This is a genomic window from Enterococcus mundtii, from assembly GCF_013394305.1.
Lineage (GTDB): Bacteria > Bacillota > Bacilli > Lactobacillales > Enterococcaceae > Enterococcus_B > Enterococcus_B pernyi.
The window spans coordinates 2750797-2764933 of sequence record NZ_AP019810.1 but is presented as its reverse complement, the minus strand read 5'-3'; the positions used below and the strand labels follow the sequence as shown (position 1 = coordinate 2764933).

Annotated in this window: 11 protein-coding genes, 1 pseudogene and 1 riboswitch; all 12 genes and pseudogenes read right to left on the bottom strand. The window is 39.5% G+C overall.

The window, feature by feature from the left end:
* Window positions 1-45: 45 nt before the first annotated feature.
* The 12 genes and pseudogenes from HZ311_RS13295 to HZ311_RS13240 all read right to left on the bottom strand — a co-directional run bounded on the left by HZ311_RS13295 (window position 46) and on the right by HZ311_RS13240 (window position 13990).
* Entirely contained in the window at window positions 46-657 is a 612-nt protein-coding gene (locus tag HZ311_RS13295) for an ECF transporter S component (RefSeq protein ID WP_019723230.1), read from the bottom strand.
* A 127-nt stretch (window positions 658-784) separates the two neighbouring features.
* Window positions 785-907: riboswitch (FMN riboswitch) on the bottom strand.
* 84 nt (window positions 908-991) lie between these two features.
* Window positions 992-1708 carry a pseudouridine synthase gene (locus HZ311_RS13290; RefSeq protein ID WP_010735779.1) on the bottom strand — a complete coding sequence of 239 codons (717 nt, stop codon included), beginning with the start codon at window positions 1706-1708 and terminating at the stop codon, window positions 992-994.
* Window positions 1708-2283 (bottom strand): SMC-Scp complex subunit ScpB, encoded by a 576-nt coding sequence (gene scpB, locus HZ311_RS13285; protein WP_010735780.1) that lies wholly within the window; start codon window positions 2281-2283, stop codon window positions 1708-1710. Before scpB ends, HZ311_RS13290 begins: the two co-directional genes overlap by 1 nt.
* A complete protein-coding gene (locus tag HZ311_RS13280; RefSeq protein ID WP_175401328.1) occupies window positions 2267-3037 on the bottom strand; it encodes a segregation/condensation protein A in 771 nt (256 codons plus the stop codon). The genes scpB and HZ311_RS13280 overlap by 17 nt, the downstream gene beginning before the upstream one ends.
* Window positions 3034-3401: pseudogene (locus HZ311_RS13275) on the bottom strand (GNAT family N-acetyltransferase). The gene HZ311_RS13280 and the pseudogene HZ311_RS13275 overlap by 4 nt, the downstream one beginning before the upstream one ends.
* 19 nt (window positions 3402-3420) lie before the next feature.
* The gene (xerD, locus tag HZ311_RS13270) at window positions 3421-4308 is read right to left on the bottom strand and encodes a site-specific tyrosine recombinase XerD (protein ID WP_023519470.1); all 888 of its coding nucleotides are present in this window, start codon (window positions 4306-4308) and stop codon (window positions 3421-3423) included.
* 96 nt (window positions 4309-4404) lie between these two features.
* Window positions 4405-4878: a ferric iron uptake transcriptional regulator gene (gene fur, locus HZ311_RS13265; protein ID WP_023519469.1), complete on the bottom strand. Its 474-nt coding sequence runs from the start codon at window positions 4876-4878 to the stop codon at window positions 4405-4407.
* Between the two features lie 104 nt (window positions 4879-4982).
* Window positions 4983-5846 carry a CvfB family protein gene (locus HZ311_RS13260; protein WP_010735785.1) on the bottom strand — a complete coding sequence of 288 codons (864 nt, stop codon included), beginning with the start codon at window positions 5844-5846 and terminating at the stop codon, window positions 4983-4985.
* A gap of 280 nt (window positions 5847-6126) precedes the next feature.
* Complete coding sequence (locus HZ311_RS13255) at window positions 6127-8187, bottom strand: cell division site-positioning protein MapZ family protein (RefSeq protein WP_178946746.1); 2061 nt, start codon at window positions 8185-8187, stop codon at window positions 6127-6129.
* 290 nt (window positions 8188-8477) lie between these two features.
* Window positions 8478-9587: an RNA polymerase sigma factor RpoD gene (gene rpoD, locus HZ311_RS13250; protein WP_010735787.1), complete on the bottom strand. Its 1110-nt coding sequence runs from the start codon at window positions 9585-9587 to the stop codon at window positions 8478-8480.
* A gap of 23 nt (window positions 9588-9610) precedes the next feature.
* Entirely contained in the window at window positions 9611-11452 is a 1842-nt protein-coding gene (gene dnaG / locus HZ311_RS13245) for a DNA primase (RefSeq protein WP_137072163.1), read from the bottom strand.
* A gap of 168 nt (window positions 11453-11620) precedes the next feature.
* Window positions 11621-13990 (bottom strand): cation-translocating P-type ATPase, encoded by a 2370-nt coding sequence (locus HZ311_RS13240; protein ID WP_178946745.1) that lies wholly within the window; start codon window positions 13988-13990, stop codon window positions 11621-11623.
* Between the last annotated feature and the right edge of the window lie 147 nt (window positions 13991-14137).

Genomic DNA, 14137 nt, shown 5'->3' with positions numbered 1-14137 from the left:
ATTATATGCTATCCTAGTCTTTTTTTTTAAAAGAGTCATTTACTTTTATTTTACAACGCTATGCCGTTTTTCTAACTGGTGTTGTTTTCTGCTCAACCAAGGCAGTAGTTTGGCGTGTAAGACAAGGAATGCCACACTAACGATAAATCCTTTGATCAAGTTAAAAGGTACAATACCGATCAAAATGTAATTTGCCAGTGGCATACCTAACATTTGGGTTGCGTTTAGGCCTAAAAATGTTAAATAAAGAGGTGTGATTACAAAATAGTTCGCAATACTCATGAAAATGGTGAGTGCAAGTGTTCCACTGATCACGCCTAAAATTTGATTTTTTCCTTTTTGGTATTTGTTTCTTTTGAAGATGTAGAAAATCGGTAAAGTAAAGACCGCTGTTGAAAAGAAACTAGCGACGTCGCCAACTAGATTCTCCGGACTAAAACCGGTCATGATCAAATGTAAGATCGAACGTAAAAACGCGGTAACGATCCCCGCTAACGGGCCAAATAAAAACATGCTGATCAAAACTGGGATATCACTAAAATCGATTTTCAAAAAACTAAATGTTGGCATGATTGGAAATGAGAAAAATTGCAAAACCAATCCGATTGCAGCAAATAATGCGACCGCAACCATTTTTTGTACTCGGGTGTTCTTCATGTTGAAATCCTCCTGTTGGGATTCCTCTTCAGCGAACTATTCAACCACGTAAACACAAACAAAAAAACTCTATTTTCGCAGGGGAAAATAGAGTTAGAGTCATTTGTACATACGTATGCCAAATAAGCTCTATCTTCTTTATCCAGACTTTACTGTCGGTATCGGAATTTCACCGATTCAGCTACTCGCAAAAGTAGGTCGTGGACTATAACCACCGGTCGGGAATTTCACCCTGCCCCTGAAGACGAACCATATCTAATTTTTGTTTACCATTTTATTATACTTATTTCATAACAAAAAAGCAAGGTATTTAGCCTTACAAAAAGTAAGTTATTTATTTTGATTGATTCAATAACTGACTGATTTCTTTTTTATTCAGCTCACGATACTCACCAGGACGTAAACCTTGCAAGGTCAATTCGCCATATTTTTCTCGTTTTAATTTTTGCACAGGTAACCCGACGGCTTGTAGCATGTTTTTTACTTGGTGGTTACGGCCTTCATGGATCGTTAATTCTACGATACTATGATTCGTATGAGGATCAACAGATAAAATGGCATACTTTGCAGGTGACGTTTTCTTTCCTTCAATTTTGATTCCTTTTGTCAATGGGTTCAGCGCTGACTTAGTGGCGATTCCTTTGACTTTGGCAACATATACTTTATCAACTTCATGCTTGGGATGCGTCAATCGTTGCGCAAAATCACCATCATTCGTCAATAAAAGTATGCCAGAAGTATCATAATCTAGTCGTCCAACTGGATAGATACGCTCTTTGACCATTGGTAATAGGTCTGTCACTACTTTCCGGCCCTTGTCATCTGCTACAGCAGAAATGACCCCTTTTGGCTTATAAAGTAAATAATAGCCATATTCTTCTTGATAGATCGGCACTTGGTCGACTTCCACTGTATCGTGTTTGCCAACTTTTACGCCAAGTTCTTTGACGACTTGACCATTTACTTTTACTCGACCAGCCAAAATATATTCCTCGGCTTTACGGCGAGAGGTAATTCCTGCGTGAGCAATTACTTTTTGTAATCTTTCCATTATATGTTTTCTCCTTCATGCACGCCATCAAAAAATAAATCAAGGGGTGCGTCTTCTTCCAGTGAACGTTCGATATCTTGAATATCGGGTAACTCATTTAGCGATCTCAGACCAAAATAATCTAAAAAATGACTTGTGGTCCCGTAAAGGATCGGGCGACCTGGTCCATCGACTCGCCCTTTTTCTTCGATCAGTTGGTGTGCAGTCAAGCGTTGAATCGCGCCAGAAACTTGAACACCACGAATCAACTCGACCTCACTTCTAGTGATCGGTTGTTTATATGCAATGATTGCTAGTGTTTCGACTGCCGCTTGTGACAAGGTATTCGATGTCCCTTGCGCGTATCTTTTGACGATCGGCGCTAACTCCTTTTTGGTAGTCAGCACGAGTTGTTTTTCTGTTTCAAAAAGATGTAACGCTGTGTTGTCATTCGCTTCATAACTAGCTGCCAACTCTGCCACTAAAGCAGTCGTTTCTTCTCGTGTATAGGTCAGTAAGGCACTCAATTCTTCGATTGTCGTTCCTTCTTCTCCTACTATAAATAAGATTGCTTCAAGTTCACTTAATTTCGTCATGTTGTGTATCTCCTACTGCTGGATAAAGCATGATTGATTCATAATTTTTTTCTTGCTGAGCCACGATCTGTCCATTTTTCATCAATTCGAGGATCGCCAAAAATGTTGTGACGACTTCGTTTCTAGAAGGCGTTTCAAAAAAAGATTCGAACAAACAGCCATTTTTTTGAGAGACGATGCGCTGTTGGATAAATGTCATTCGTTCTTCGATTGTCGCATCATCAGGTGCGATCGTTTTTTCTACTTTTTGAGCAAATTTCTTTCGTTCTAAAATTTTCTGCATGGCTTGAAATAAATCGATTTTTTTCACTTGTCCACGCTTCAATGGTTTTTCTTGCCCCAATAACTCATCGATTGCAGAAGGTTCTTTTGTGAAATACAAACTACGTTCTTCTGCCTTTTCAGTAAGCTTCTCTGCTGCATACTTGAATTTGCGGTATTCTAACAGCTGATTGACTAATTCGTCACGCGGATCTTCTTCCCAAAATTCTTCTTCGTCATTGCTTACTTCATGGATAGGCAATAATGTCTTACTTTTGATTGCCATCAGTGTTGCTGCCATGACAAGGTACTCTCCTGCCACAGCTAACTCAAGCGTCTTCATCGTATGGATATAGTTCATGTATTGTTCCGTGATAGTGGCGATCGGGATATCGTAAATATCGATCGACATATCTTGGATCAGATGAAGGAGTAAATCTAATGGACCTTCAAAGACATCTAATTTGATATTGATTTCTGACACATCATTCACTCTTCCTTATTTTCATTGATCCATCTACTTAAATAAGCTTCTGTGATATCCGTTGGATGGATCAACACATCGGGGTATTTTGCTTGCAATTCATTCAACATTTGAAACCCGATATTCTCCCCCGGTAGGAAGGATTCAACGAAATATCGTGAATCGTCATCTGATCTTTATCATTCCAATGCACACCAATGATTCCTTGGATATTTGTAGAATCTTCTGGCGTATAGAAAAAAAGTTCATAATCCTCAGCAGATTCATAGGTATCGATCTCTTTTAGTAAACTTGATTCTGCATTTAACTTTTTATGAAAGCTCAATAGTCCCATCGCGATTTTTCGGTTTTCTTTTCGATAATGTGTTAACATTTTCTCACCATCCTATAAACTAAGCCCTTGGGAAATGCTGCTTGTAGACATCTGTCATTCTTTTTTTCGTGATATGTGTATAGATCTGTGTCGTTGAAATATCTGCATGACCTAATAGTTCTTGAACGGTACGTAAATCCGCCCCATTCTCTAGTAAATGTGTCGCAAAACTATGCCTCAATGTATGAGGGGTCACGTCTTTGTAGATCCCTGCTTCTCGAACAAGTTGTTTTAAATTTTTCCATATTCCTTGTCGAGAGAGACTTGAACCATGATGATTCAAAAAAACGTGGTTTTCAGATGGATTTTTGACTAGTAAAGGACGAACCTCATCCAAATAACGTTCTAACCATTGGATCGCATAATCGCCTAAAGGAATGATTCGTTCTTTATCTCCTTTACCTAAGGTTTGAACCAGCCCTAAAGACAAGTGCAAATCGCCTAACTTCAGTCCGACTAACTCACTCACACGCATCCCTGTTGCATACATGACTTCTAAAATAGCGCGATCTCTGATCCCTAAACTTTTCGATGTATCAGGTGTTTCGATCAGCCGTTCTACTTCCTTTAAAGACAATGTACTTGGCAACTTTTGGGCTTTCTTCGGTGTCTCGATGTGTTGCATTGGATCTTGTTCTGTATACCGTTCTTGTCGCAAAAATTGATGGAATTTTCTTAAACTTGTAATCATACGTGTAATCGTTGCAGAAGCCTTATTTTCCGCATGCAACGTTTCTAAATATTGGATGACGACAAATCGATCAATTGTTTGCCAAGAGGTTATCTCGTGTTCTTTTAGATAGTGCAAGTATTGATTCAAGTCTCGTTCATAACTTTTTCGAGTATTGAACGATAATCCACGCTCGATACTTAAATAGCGAAGATATTCATTGATTTCTTCTTCCATCCTTCTCACCTCATGCTTCTTTATCATATCAGATAGCCTTTGGTTTCGGTAGTCTATTTTTCAGTAGACACTTCAAAGAAAAAGCCGTCTATCAATTCAGACGGTCTTTCTTTCTTTTTTCTTATTATAGCATTCTTGGCAGATACCATGAAAGGTCAAACGATGATCTTTGACAAAAAAGTGGTAACGCTGTTCGATCACTTGTTCAACTTCACTTAGCAGATCTTCTTCGACTTCCTCGATCGTTCCACAATCTAAGCACAGGAGATGATGATGAAAATGTTTGGCTCCTTCTTTTCGCAGATCATACCGAGCCACACCATCATTGAAGCTAACTTTGTCGATGACTTTTAGATCCGTTAGAATCTCCAACGTCCGATAAACGGTGGCCAAACCGATCTCTGAGTTTTTCTTTTTGACTAGAAAGAAAACTTCTTCTGCTGACAAGTGTTCTTTTTCGTTCTCTAAGAGGACGAGCAAGGTTGCTTCTCGTTGTGGGGTCAGTTTAAACCCAGATTCATGTAGCTGTTGTTTTGTTTTTTTCATTACTGACATTGTATTCATGCCCATTTTCTCAACCCCAACAATTTATAATGATTATAATTAAGATATCTAATCAACCGTTCTAGATTAAAATTATTATAAGCTAGACGAGAAAAACATGCAAGTCATTCTCAATTAGATTTTTTCGCTAGTTTCGTCACGCCATCCTCTTGTTTGATCAATCCTTGTTTCAATAAATTACCAATTGCTCGCTTAAATGCCCCTTTACTGATCCCAAAGGCACGCATGATCTCATCTGGATCTGATTTGTCAGTGAATGCGATTTGTTGATCTGCTGAACGTTCTAAAATCGTTAAGATCATTTGTGCATCATCAGAAATCGCTTCGTGTGCACGTGGTTTCAAAGAGATATTCAACACACCATCAGGTCTAGCCCCAACTACGCGTCCTTCTAATTTTTCACCTAAACGTGGTTCGCGGTAACGTTCTGAAGGATGGATGAACCCAATATAAAAATCATCCGTCAGCAGATACGTGCCAGTCAGCTTCAAACGATAAGCGATTCCTGAGATGTTTTTATTTTTCAATTCTTCTGAACCATGCTTACTTAGTGATTTGAAGATTCTTTCTTCTGCTAGGCTTCCCCAAATGCGATCTTTCGCGTCAACGCGCAAAGCGATCATCAACTGATCCCCTTTTTTGGGCCACAACTCAGTCATTGTAGGTAACTCATCCAGTGAAACAACAAAATCTTTATCCGGTAAACCAATATCAATAAAGACACCTAGATCTTTTCTTGAAGAAGTGACTGTTCCAAAAGCATAATGACCAATGCGACTCTTCGGGATCACCGTTGTAAAACGATTCTCTTGTTTTTGATTCTGATAACCAAAACCTTCGACTGCTTCGCCGATCGTATGCTCTCCCTCCTCTTTGCTCAAACGGAAAGTTTGTCCATTTTTTTGGACAAAATAATTTTTTTCATTTTCGTCAATCACCATTGCGGTAAAGACATTTGCTAATAATTCGTTCATCTTTTTCTCCTTTTCTAAAAGGCCTTTGTATTCCAACATTTCTTTGCTATCATAACATAACGCCATGTTTATAGATAGAGATTCTCCATAAAAGCTTAAGCCGTCAGTGTTCGACTGAAATAGGCCATAAAACCCGAAAATATCCTCATATTTTTGGATTCTAAGGCCTATTTTTGACGCTATGATAGAAAGAAAAATTGCTTCTGGACCATTGTTGTTTTGCTTTGTAGGAATAGCAAATCAGGCTGATATAACTATACTCTAGCTAACTACCACTGATCTAGTTACTACCGTTCCCACCAAACCAACCAGTTTTACAATTGATTGTGACAATATAAAATGGTAGAGCACTTTCACCGATACCATTCATCAAAGATGATTTAGTAGAAGTCGCATAAAGGTTGTAGTATCCTTCACCGTTTTCGATGCGAGCTTTCTCTAATCGATAGCCGCCCTCTACGATGTAGCCTCGTGCAATACTTGTTGCGATCACACTTTCTTTGACTCCTGGTGCCCAATTCCAAGCAGGATTAGAAGCATCTGCGACATCACTGGCTCTTGTTTCCATGATTGGACGGTTTGCGGAGTTAGTCGCTGGCGTTGTTTGTGTCGCCTCAGTTTGTTGAGCAGCTGCCTCAGCTTGTGCTTGTGCTTGCGCTTCAGCCTGCGCCTGCGCTTGTTTCGCTTCTTCGGCTTTCTTCGCTTCTTCAGCTTTCTTTGCTTCTTCGGCTTTCTTCGCTTCTTCTTTTTTCGTCAAAGCTTCATCGACTTTGTCCAATTCGGTCACAAGTGCTTTGACTAATTCTGTATTTTTTACTTTCGCCACTTCTGCTTTTGCTGTGTCGTACTGCTCTTTCGTTGCTGAATCTTTTACTTGACCATCTGCATAGATCACAGCAGTTTTTTCTTTTGCTGTTTGAAGTTGTTGATACTGTTTAGTTGCTTCATCTGTCGCTTTGTCGATCAATTGACCAAATGCTGTATCTTCTGTTTCAAAACTTTGGATCGCTTGGTCAGCTTTCAATTTGGGTTCTGCGATCAGTTGATCATCTGCGATAACTGGTGTAACAAACCATTCATTGACCGTTTGGATCTGTTTGATCTTTGATTGGATATCTTCAAAGGTTTTTTCCAGATCTGCATACCCTTTTTCATCTTTGACCTCATTCAATGATGCCCTTAATTTTGATAAGTCTTGATTGATCATACTTGTACGAATGAACTGTTCATCATCATCTGAATAAAACGCAGCTAAATCTGATTGTAAATCAGCCATTTTATCTTGTTTACGTTGGGTTTCGGCAGCGATTTCTGCTTGGACTTTTTGCTGATGATCATAATACATCCAACCCCCTGCACCAAGTAAAAGCACTGCCGCACTCGTCAGGTATAATCTTTTTTTGGATTTCTTTGATCCTCGATCATTTGGCAATTCTTCTTTTTTGATGGACGCATTGCTTGTTTCTTGTTCCTCAACCTTTGTCTGTTTCGGCTGTGTTTCCACCAGTTCAGTTGTTTCAGGAGCTTCTTTTGGTTGCGGTGCATCTGTTGAAGCAGCTTTCGTACTCTCAACCTTAGAACTTTCCTCTTCGATCGGTTCAGTCGTCTCTACAGGTTCTTCCGTAGAAACTGGGGCAGTTTCTTCTATATTTGTAATTACGTCTACTTGTTCTTCTGTACTTGTTGAAGAATCTTCGACCACAGTATCTTCAATGATCGTTTCTTCTGTTGGTTCTTCCACTGGTGGCTCTTTTATTGCATCCTCTTGAGATTTTTCAGGAGAAACTTGCTCCGTTGTATTTTCCGACAAGCGAATGTCGACTGAATCCTCACCCGTTGCTGCCGCCGTTTCGATCATTCGAAGCAGCTCTTTTGCGTGTTCTTCAGTCGTATCTTCACGATGCGCCTTGATGTAAGCAGCTAGAATGGAATTTTCTTCTTCATTGTTTACTGCTTCTTTTAATTCAGCTACTCGTTTTTTCTGCTGCGCTTTTTCTCTTTGCTCAGAGGTAGCAGAGTGATCTGTCTCTGTTTTTTCTTTGCCAAGATTGATATTTTCTTTTTTATCTACTTGATCATCCTTTGACTCAGTGCTCGTGTCACTTGAGTCAAACAACTCCATGACAGACTCCAACGGTAGATCTTTTAGTTCTGACCACTCGATTGGATCATTTACGATACTGTCTGGATAAACTTCCTCAGCTGTTTCGTCTAACGATTGATTTCCATCTGTTTGGGGTAATTGTGTCAGTTCATCTTGTTGTGGTTCAAAGTCACATTCTGGACATTTTGATTGATCTTTGATTTTTTCTGATCCACATTTTGGACATTTTTTTATCACTTAGCGATCGGCTCCTTTACTAGGTTTTCGCTACCATTAAATCTACCATAATCTAATCCACACGCCAATAGGATATCCTAAGGATTTTATAAAAAAACAAATAAGTCTTTCAGTAAAAAATAAATAACGACCGTAATGAGCTACTTTGTTTAAACGGACCTTTGTTGAAAGTTAGTCGAATTGTTTGATAAAAAACAAACCCTCAATAGCTGGAGAGATCTCCTACTTTGAGGGTTTTCTATCATTCAAGAAAAATGATCTGTTTTTTTGTTTAAAAAATTATTTCTTGATTATTCCAAGAAATCTTTCAATTGTTTTGAGCGTGATGGGTGGCGAAGTTTTCTTAATGCTTTTGCTTCGATTTGTCGAATACGTTCACGAGTCACGCCGAAGACTTTACCTACTTCTTCCAACGTACGTGTACGGCCATCATCTAAGCCAAAACGCAAACGTAAGACGTTTTCTTCACGATCTGTCAAAGTATCTAAGACATCTTCTAATTGTTCTTTCAATAATTCATACGCTGCATGTTCCGCAGGACTAGTTGCTTCTTGGTCCTCGATAAAATCACCTAAATGTGAATCATCTTCTTCACCGATTGGTGTTTCTAATGAGACAGGTTCTTGAGCGATTTTTAAGATTTCGCGTACTTTTTCTGTAGGAAGATCCATTTCAGCACCGATTTCTTCAGGCGTTGGTTCTCTTCCTAAGTCTTGTAGTAATTGACGTTGGATACGGATCAATTTATTGATGGTTTCCACCATATGCACTGGAATACGAATCGTACGGGCTTGGTCAGCAATCGCACGTGTGATCGCTTGACGGATCCACCAAGTTGCGTAGGTAGAAAATTTGAACCCTTTACGGTAGTCAAATTTTTCAACAGCTTTCATCAATCCCATATTTCCTTCTTGGATCAAATCTAAAAATTGCATCCCACGACCCACATATCTTTTGGCAATACTTACAACTAAACGAAGGTTAGCTTCAGCTAAGCGTTGTTTCGCTTCCTGGTCACCTTCTTCGATCTTCAATGCTAATGCTACTTCTTCTTCTGCAGTTAAAAGGGAGACGCGGCCAATTTCTTTGAGGTACATCCGAACAGGATCATTGATTTTGACGCCTGTCGGTGCAGAAAGATCTTCTGTTTTCGCTTGTTCTGCTTTTTTCTCAGCACTTTTCAGACTATGGATCGATGGTTCACCATTTTCGTCAACGACGCTGATACCTGCGTCCTCTACTTTTTGGATCAACTTATCCATTTCATCTGCATTTAAAGTGAATGGTGTCGCAAGTTTATTTGATAAATCATCATAAATCACTTGCCCTTTTGGTTTATTTTCTTTAATGAACGCTGCCACTGCTGCTTCATATTTTTTAACATCTGTTCCATTTGCCATAAAAGAAGGCCCCCTTTAAGTAGCTATTCGGCTTGTTTTAACTGTTTCGTTAAATTGATGATCTCAATCGTCAATTCCAATTCTAACTGTTTGTTCCCAGTACGTCGTGCTTCTTGCTGCATCTGTTTTTTTGTTATGATTTCTTCAGCTAAGCCCGATTTACTGATCACTCTCAGTAAGTCTTGGATCTCACGTGGCGTACTTTCTTCAGCCATTCGCATATATTCGATCTCGACCACTATCCGCCTTAAATTTTCATCTTGCAAGAAGTCTAAAAACTCCGCAAGTTTGAATTCTCCATTTTGAGATACAAACGCATCAAATAAAAAATAGATTTCTGCATAAGTATCATGAATAAATTGAACGCCTTGTTCCTTGAGTAGATTACGCACAGCAAGTTCTTTGAACGCTCGATACAATAGCATTTGTTCTGCTTTTTCAACCTGAGATAGTGGGCGTTTTTGTCTGATCGTTCCAGATTTTACGGACACCTGCTCTGTCGTTGGTTGAGCTTGTTCTTGCTTGGTTGGTTGATTCTTTCGGCGCAGATCACGTATTTGTTTTTGCATCGTTTCTCGACTCAGCTGAAATTCTGCTGATAACTGCGTTAGATACATGTCTTGTTCGATTGGCGAAACAACTTTACTCAATTCACTTAGTACCGCTTCAAGATATTCAATTTTATCTTTTTCATTTTCCAGATTTTTTTCTTGCTTCAAATAACGCGATTTAAAAGCAAAAATGGTTTCTCGTCCGTGTAAAACTAATTCTTGAAAAGCCTCTTCCCCATACTTTCTCAAGTACTCATCTGGATCGAGTTTTTCTGGGATCGCTACGACAGATAATTGCATTCGACTATTTTGACGCAGTAGTTCGATGCCTCGGTTCGTAGCTTCTACACCCGCACGGTCACCATCATAACAAAACACTAATTCTTTTGTCAGTTTTTCCATCTGCTGGATCTGTTGAGTCGTCAGACTTGTTCCCATGGAGGCTAAACCAGTCTTGAGACCCGCTTGCCATGCAGCGATAACATCCATAAATCCTTCGAATAGTAAGATTTCACCCGACTTGCGAATCTCACTACGTGCTTTGTCTAAGTTGAATAAGACTTGTCTTTTGTTGAATAGATCCGTTTCAGGACTGTTCAAATATTTTGGTTGATCTTTTGCATCGTGTTCACTAGCCAAGTAACGACCAGAAAACCCGATCGTCCGACCTTGACCATTACGAAGAGGAAACATGATCCGTTGATAAAAACGATCCGACATCCGTCCATCATCATGTGTCACAAACAAGCCGGACTGCTTGAATACTTCCTCAGAATAGTCTTCATTTTGGAACACTTGTTGTAAAAATGAGCGTTCATTTGGCGCAAAACCGATCTTGAATTCTTCGATCAACTCGGTGGTCAGACCACGTTCGAGTAAATAATTTAACGCTGGCTCACCTACTTTTGTGTGCAACAACATGTGATGATAAACTTCTACTGCTTTTTCATGAGCCGCGATCAATTTACCAGTAGCTGAATCTCCGGTTTGAGTAGTCAGCGTTTGTTGTCGCCACTGATCTTCGAGTTGGATCTGTTCTAAATCAGCGACCTTGACCACTGCTTCTGGAAAAGACAGACCTTCCAATTCTTGAAGAAACGTAAAGACATTCCCACCTTTTCCACAACCAAAGCAATGGAAAATCTGCTTATCTTCCGCAACCGAAAATGAAGGAGTACGTTCTTCATGGAAAGGGCAGAGACCTAAATAATTCTTCCCAGATTTTTTCAACTGGACGTATTGCCCAATCACCTCAACGATATTCGTTTGATTACGAATCGTCTCAATGGTCTCTTGAGGGATCCTTTGAGCCATATTCTCACCCCCTGCATTAGTTGATATCTCATACTCATCGACAAGACATTTCAGGAGAATAACCGGTAAAAAATCGCACTAACGAAAATCAGTGCGATTTTAAAGGACACAATTATACATGTTTCATTGTACCATATTCCTATACTTTTTCAAGTGATAGATACTGGATTATATGACATTTTCTTCCACTTGAGTATGATGAGTTTTATTTGCATTTACTTTATTCAATAATTTGTTTTGTATGCCTAATTTCCAATATCCTAAACGTAATAACACATTCAAAACCATAAAGCCAACAAAATATGTCCAAGTATTTCCTAACCCAAGATTGACTTCTAATATATGATGGAAAAGCATCGCAGCAACATAAATACCGACCACTGTGGTGACTGCTAAGAAAATCCGTAATAGATTGAATGGCAAGCAGGCTTTGATCACTGCCAGACAGCTGATCCCAATCAATAAATAATACATCAATGTCGTTGTTTCACCAGATGTCCAACCTTGGTTGTGACCGATCAGGTAAATCGCCACAGTATTGAAAGCAACAAGCAATGCATTAGGTAATGCATTGACTAGCGCAGTAGGCAGATAGCGATAATCGACTTTTCGTTTATCATTCTCAAATGATAAGAAGAAAGATGGATACCCTTCGATAGCAAGATCGATCAACGTGATCTGGATCGGAATAAATGGGAATCCGATAGCCGTCACTGCACATAAAATCGATAAGATAAATGAATAGATTGTCTTAATAAAGAAAATACCTGAAACTTTCGTTACGTTATTCACGACTCGGCGTCCCTCAAACAATACCTCGGGCAATGTCGTAAAATCAGAATCTAACAAGACAAGATTAGCAATTTGTCGTGTCGCTCCGTCTCCTTCTGCCATCGCAATACTACAATCGGCTTCACGTAAAGCCAATACATCGTTTACGCCATCTCCAGTCATTGCAACTGTTCGTCCACTTGCTTTCAGTTCGTTGACTAAGAGTTTCTTTTGTTGCGGACTCACTCGCCCAAAAACTGTATATTGATGCGCCGCTTTTCTGACTTCTGCTTCTTCTGTCAAATCAGATAGATCAACATACGATTGATAGTTGGGCAAATCAGCACGTCGCGCAATATTTGACACCGTAAAAGGATTGTCTCCAGAAATCACTTTCAAGTCTACCCCTTCTTCGTGTAGATAAGCTAAGGTTTCTTGCGCGTTTTTACGGATAGGATCATCGATTTCAAACAAAGCAATCGGTTCAACCCCTTGAGGATCGCCTGAAGACAACGTTTGATTGGGAGCAAGACCTAACATCAATACACGAAACCCGTTGGCCTGGGCTTCCACTAAACTTTCCGGCAACTGATCGTCTGCCACTAACCGTTCCGGAGCCCCGACATAGACTACACCTAGTTCAGGAAATTCCATTGCGCCCCATTTGCGGTCAGATGAAAAGGCTAATTTTTCTCCGACATCGTAACGATTAGAAATCTCGAAATACTCTCTCAACGCACGCATTGTGATATTGTTATCGCTACTTTCAGCTAAATATGTCCCCATAATGGTTGGAATCATTTTTTCATAGGTTTTATTTAAGGGTTCGACTCGTTGGATGCTCATTTTTCCTTCGGTGATCGTCCCTGTTTTATCAAGACATAATGTATCTACATGTGCCAATGTTTCGATCGAATACATATCTTGGACTAAGATTCGTTTCTTCGCTAGTTTAGTTACACCAGTCGTCAATGCGATACTGATCAATAACACTAATCCTTTTGGTAACATTCCCAGTAAGGCCGCCGCAGAAGCAACGACTGATAGTTGGATCGACGCATTTCGAATGAACAAAGCTTCCAAGAATAAGATGATCCCTAAAGGAATGATCACAAAACTTGTAAACTTAGATACTTTGCGGATCGATTCCACAAGTTCCGAATGAATTTCCTTGTGTGTTTTTGCTTCGTTGGTCAAGCGGACAGCATAATTATCTGCCCCAACACGGATAACTGTAGCAAAGACAGAGCCACTAGTCAGGTAACTACCAGAAAGTAATTCTGCTCCTGACTCTTTGACGATCAAATCAGATTCACCGGTCAGTAAAGCTTCATTTGCCTCTGCCCGACCACTGATCACTTGCAAGTCTGAAGGAATCTGTTCACCCGCACCGATTTTTACAAGATCGCCTAAAACTAGTTCTTTCGTTGCAATCATCTGTTCTTTCCCATCACGAATGACGGTTACTTCCGCCTGTGAGACGATTGATAATCGGCGCACAAGATTACGCGCATGGATTTCCTGATAGATCCCCATGGTGATATTTACAAAAATAATTGCTAAGTAAGCCATGTTTGAATAGGCTCCAACTAGTAATAAGCATAGTCCTATTCCTAAGTTCAAAAAATTGAATAATGTTAAAATATTATCGCTGAAAATTTGTTTCGTACTTTTTGTAGCATCCTCTTGGTAATCATTCTGTTGACCAGAGGCACGTCTTTGGCTCACTTCATTTTCTGTAAGTCCCTTTAATTCTTTCATTTCCATATCACGCCAACTTTCAAAAATAATCACTTCAATTAGTCTAGCTGTTTCTACGATTAAAAACAACTCGTTTTTTTAATTTTAAAAAAAGATAGAAAAATCAAAAAACAGCGGATCTGTTTTCTATTTTTCTATCTCACCATATACTTC

Bases quoted from the DNA above. Each gene is read 5' to 3' on its own strand.
- HZ311_RS13295 (WP_019723230.1), bottom strand. From the start codon at position 657: ATGAAGAACACCCGAGTACAAAAAATGGTTGCGGTCGCATTATTTGCT.
- HZ311_RS13290 (WP_010735779.1), bottom strand. From the start codon at position 1,708: ATGGAAAGATTACAAAAAGTAATTGCTCACGCAGGAATTACCTCTCGC.
- scpB (WP_010735780.1), bottom strand. From the start codon at position 2,283: ATGACGAAATTAAGTGAACTTGAAGCAATCTTATTTATAGTAGGAGAA.
- xerD (WP_023519470.1), bottom strand. From the start codon at position 4,308: ATGGAAGAAGAAATCAATGAATATCTTCGCTATTTAAGTATCGAGCGT.
- fur (WP_023519469.1), bottom strand. From the start codon at position 4,878: ATGGGCATGAATACAATGTCAGTAATGAAAAAAACAAAACAACAGCTA.
- HZ311_RS13260 (WP_010735785.1), bottom strand. From the start codon at position 5,846: ATGAACGAATTATTAGCAAATGTCTTTACCGCAATGGTGATTGACGAA.
- rpoD (WP_010735787.1), bottom strand. From the start codon at position 9,587: ATGGCAAATGGAACAGATGTTAAAAAATATGAAGCAGCAGTGGCAGCG.
- dnaG (WP_137072163.1), bottom strand. From the start codon at position 11,452: ATGGCTCAAAGGATCCCTCAAGAGACCATTGAGACGATTCGTAATCAA.
- HZ311_RS13240 (WP_178946745.1), bottom strand. From the start codon at position 13,990: ATGGAAATGAAAGAATTAAAGGGACTTACAGAAAATGAAGTGAGCCAA.